Source organism: Oceanicola sp. S124, from assembly GCF_000220565.1.
Lineage (GTDB): Bacteria > Pseudomonadota > Alphaproteobacteria > Rhodobacterales > Rhodobacteraceae > Pseudooceanicola.
In genome coordinates this window covers 1-2018 of sequence record NZ_AFPM01000097.1, presented here as the reverse complement: position 1 = coordinate 2018, position 2018 = coordinate 1, and the positions used below count along the sequence as shown (strand labels likewise).

Here is a 2018-nt window from a genome sequence, read left to right as displayed (position 1 = left end):
AAGCTTCTTCGACCTCGCCCCGCGCGATGCTGGCTGGTGCTATGTGGTGATCCAGCACCTGTCGCCAGACTACCGGTCGATGATGGACGAGCTGCTGGCGCGACGCTCGTCGATGCGGATTGTCCATATCGATGACGGGATGGAGCCGGAAGCTGACACGATCTACCTCAACCGGCCCAATGTGCAGGTCCGGCTCGAGGGGCGCAAGTTCGAGGTATCTGCCTTCAATCCCGAGGAAGCACTGCCTCATCTGCCCATCGACACCTTCCTGACGTCGCTGTCGAAGAACCCGGTGATGCGCAGCTGCGCGGTGATTCTCTCGGGGTCGGGATCGGATGGCACGCGGGGGGCGCAGGCGATGCGCGCGGCGGGTCAGTCAGTCTTCGTGCAGTCGCCGCAAGAGGCCGCCTTCGGCTCCATGCCGCGCTCGGCGCTGACGGTCGGCGCGGCCGATCGGGTGTTGCCCGTGGCCGAAATTCCGGATGCGGTGCGTGACATGCTGGAGGGGATGGACCGCGTGCCGGCCGTAACGACGGAGGATCCCGATATCCAGGCCGTGATCACCCTTTTGCAACGTCAGCATCAGGTTGATTTCTCGGCCTACAAGACGCCGAATGTGCATCGCCGGATTGAAAGGCGGCAGCATTTGCGCGGTATTTCCCGAATGCGGGAATATTTCGAATTGCTGGAACAGAGCCCGACCGCATTGGAAGAGCTTTATCACGATCTGCTAATTGGCGTGACGGAGTTCTACCGGGATCGCGATGCCTTCCGGCAGCTGCGCGAAAAGGTCCTGGAGCCGCTGGTAGATCGCAGCACCCCGGACAGCTCGCTGCGTATATGGGTGCCGGGCTGCGCCTCGGGGGAAGAAGCCTACACGATCGCCATCGAGCTGTCCGAGATCCTCCGCCGTGCCGGGATCGAGCGCAAGTTCCGCATCATTGCCACCGATGTGCACCGGGGATCCATCGAGAAGGCCTCGCTGGGGATCTTCACCCCGCAGGCCATGGAGAAGGTCGACCCCGAGCTGCGCGACCGCTACTTCAACCGGATCGACGATCACTACGTCATCGACCCGGTACTGCGGCAGAAGCTGATCTTCTCGATTCACGATGTTCTCAGCGATCCGCCCTTCCTGCAGATCGACCTGATCACCTGCCGCAACCTGCTGATCTACCTCAGCGAAGAGGCGCAGACCCGCGTCATCTCGATGTTCCTTTTCGGTCTCAGGCAGACCGGGTTCCTTATGCTTGGCCCCTCGGAAAGTCTGGGCCGTTTCGTCAGTGACTTCGAACAGTTGAACGGCCGCTGGCGCCTCTACCGCAATGTCTCGAAACGATCCTCGCAGGATCGCTTCCTGAGCCTGGGGGCGCGGCCGAGTTTTCCCAGGATGGACTTTGACATGCCTGAAGCCCGCCGTCCGGTGCCCGCCGTCCCGCAACCCCTGTCCCGGGGACAGACCCTGCATGCCGACCGCGAGCGGCTGATCCGCACCTATGATTCCCTGCTCAAGCGCTATGCGCCCTCGTCCATCGTGATCACCGCCGAGGGTGTCGTGCTGGCCTGGTTCGGCCTGGCGACGACCTATATCGACACCCTGAACAACCTTGCGGACTGGACGGTCGAGGAGATCGTGCACCCGGATCTGCATTTCGTGATCAACGTCGGCATCGAGCGCCTGCGCAAGGGCGAGGACGGGGACTATCAGCGCAAGGTCAAGGTGACGCTGGGCGATGACGAGGTGCACAACCTCGCCGTGAAGATGGAATCCCTGCAGTCCAAGGGCCAGTTCCGCTGCATCCTGGTCGGGCTGACCCGGATCGAGGAGGGGGCGCGCGTGGGCTCTGCCGAGGCCGGTGCCGGGACGATCCCGGTGGCGGTCGACGACGAGACCATGCTGAGCCGCCGCATCCAGGAGCTGGAACGCGACCTGCGCCTGACAGAGGAAACCCTGCAGCATGTCACCGAACGGCTGGAAGCCAGCGGTGAGGAACTGCAGGCCTAGAACGAAGAGCTTC

Annotated in this window: 1 protein-coding gene; it reads left to right on the top strand. The window is 63.0% G+C overall.

From position 1 onward, the window contains the following. On the top strand, window positions 1-2005 hold a 2005-nt coding region (locus tag OS124_RS23975; protein ID WP_010138816.1), incomplete at its 5' end, for a CheR family methyltransferase. Window positions 2006-2018 lie beyond the last annotated feature (13 nt).